The organism is Candidatus Frankia alpina (assembly GCF_902806485.1).
In the GTDB taxonomy this organism is placed as follows: Bacteria; Actinomycetota; Actinomycetes; order Frankiales; family Frankiaceae; genus Frankia; species Frankia alpina.
Genome location: NZ_CADCWT010000441.1, coordinates 1 through 1,788, shown reverse-complemented (window position 1 = coordinate 1,788; position 1,788 = coordinate 1). Strand labels below are relative to the sequence as shown.

Genomic DNA, 1,788 nt, shown 5'->3' with positions numbered 1-1,788 from the left:
TCCGTCACCAGATCGCTTGAAACCACAACTCAACGACACCTAACAAAGCCCTACTAGGAGCCTGCCGATTTTTAACGCGCTGGTTTGATCTTCGGTATGAGTGTGATCCCGTGCTTCGCGGCGTGGGCAGCGAGGTCGGCGAGGGTCCTGATCGGCGTCAGGGCTGGTGGGATCGGGGGGCCGTACTGGTCGAGGAGCTTCTCGGTCTCGCGTGTCGCGGTAGTGACGGTGCCGATGGAGACGCCGAAGAGCGTGGCGAGGGCGGGTCTGGGTGTGCCGAACCGGCGTTGGAGCACGGTGACCAGGACCCGTTCGGCCAGGGTGAGCGCGGGCGGGTGGCCGGCACCGGGCTTGCGGGTCGGCGGCCCGCCACGCGCGATGTGCAGCGCCACGTCGCGCTGGAGGCGGCGGGGGGCGTCCAGCGTGGAGATCAGCTGGTCCCATTCGGCGGTGTCGAGTCCGGTGAGCGCGGGGTACGCCCACTCGGGATGGGCGGGCGCCCGCGCTGGCGGGGGTGGCGGCGGTGGTGGAGCCGGCGGTTCGGGGCGCAGCGTGTAGTTCCAGTCGCCGTGCCAGTCATGGCGGTCGAGAGGCAGCGCGGCCATCTGGGTGTCGCTGACCTTCAGCCCGTCGGGGTAGGTCCCGGCGTCGAGGGTGGCGGTCACGGTCAGCCCGGTGCGGGTGGTGGTCGCGGCGATGGTGTTGACGATGACCTCGTGGCTGGTCAGCGGCCTGCCACGCCAGTTCATCGTGATGTGCGAGAACAGCCGGTGCTCTCTCTTGTTCCACTTCGAGGTGCCGGGCGGGAAATGGCAGACGGTGATGGTCAGTCCGGTTGCGAGCGCGAACGCGGCGAGTTCGGCCTTCCACGCCCGGGTGCGGTAGCCGTTCGACCCGCCCGCGTCTGCGGTGATCAGCAGTCGGGTCGCGGCCGGGTAGGTGGTCTGGCCCACGGCGGTCCACCAGCGGCGGATCGACTCGACGGCGAACGCGGCGGTGTCGTGGTCGGTGCCGACGTTCACCCAGCCGGTGTTGGCCGCCAGGTCGTAGATCCCGTAGGGGATCGCCTTGCCGAGCGCCTCGTTGGGGAAGTCGTGGGTGGAGACCTCGGCTGGCTCGCCGTGGGGTCGCCACTCGCGGCCGCCGTTGCGGAACGCCCCGACGTTCTCCTTCTTCTTGGTGTCGACACTGATGACCGGATCGTCGCTGTCGTGGTGGGCACTGGCCTGCTCGGCGATGTAGCGGAACTGGCCGTCGCGGTCCGGGTGGCGCTGGCCCTCGAGCGTCTTGGCGTTGCCCTGCAGGCTGAACTTCTCGGCGCGCAGCAGGTCAGCGACGGTGTCGGGACCAACCCGGTGGCCCTGGCGGGTGAGTTCGGCCGCGAGCGTGCGGGTCGACTTCGTCGTCCATCGCAGCGGTGACATCGGGTCGCCCCGTTCGTCGGGCTCGACCAGCGCGAGCAACGCCGGGCGAAGCCCAGGATCGAGATCCGCGGCGCGCCTACGCCCAGCCCCCGGCCGACGGGCCCGCCCAAGCGGCTCGCCACCGGCGTCCAACTCGTCGACACCGGCGGACACCGTAGCCTCGCGGACTCCCGCGGCCTGGGCGACCAGCCTGATCCCGCCGTGCCCGAGCGCGCGCGCCTCCGCGCCCATCAGCAGCCGCCGCTGCCGCTCGTCGAGATACGGAAAGATCGTCTCGAACTTCGCCGCCAGCAGTTCCCGACCGACCGCCAACCCGCCCGTACCGCACGATCATGCCGCATCTTCGGAATCTACGGGTTATTTA

At 70.0% G+C, this 1,788-nt stretch carries 1 protein-coding gene; it reads right to left on the bottom strand.

Features of this window, described 5'->3' with window-relative positions:
• Positions 1 to 71: 71 nt before the first annotated feature.
• A complete protein-coding gene (locus tag G6R25_RS23755) occupies positions 72 to 1,655 on the bottom strand; it encodes an ISAzo13 family transposase (protein WP_235949512.1) in 1,584 nt (527 codons plus the stop codon).
• Between the last annotated feature and the right edge of the window lie 133 nt (positions 1,656 to 1,788).